The organism is Novosphingobium sp. B-7 (assembly GCF_000410615.1).
GTDB lineage: Bacteria > Pseudomonadota > Alphaproteobacteria > Sphingomonadales > Sphingomonadaceae > Novosphingobium > Novosphingobium capsulatum.
The window spans coordinates 1-217 of sequence record NZ_APCQ01000374.1 but is presented as its reverse complement, the minus strand read 5'-3'; the positions used below and the strand labels follow the sequence as shown (position 1 = coordinate 217).

At 56.2% G+C, this 217-nt stretch carries 1 rRNA gene; it reads right to left on the bottom strand.

What is annotated here, in order from left to right:
• Positions 1–132 (bottom strand): 23S ribosomal RNA (locus H926_RS0104850); the annotation flags it as partial.
• Positions 133–217: the final 85 nt, after the last annotated feature.

Below are 217 nucleotides of genomic sequence, written 5' to 3'. Positions count from 1 at the left end.
GGGTTTCCCCATTCGGAAATCGCCGGATCAAAGCTCGCTCACAGCTCCCCGACGCTTATCGCAGCGTGCCACGTCCTTCTTCGCCTGTACATGCCAAGGCATCCACCAGATGCTCTTACCTCACGCTTGAGAATCCACACCATCACCAACAAGCCTGCATAACGCTTGCGGTGTGCCAGGTGCGGACGATATCTCAGCCAGATCGAACAACGCATCA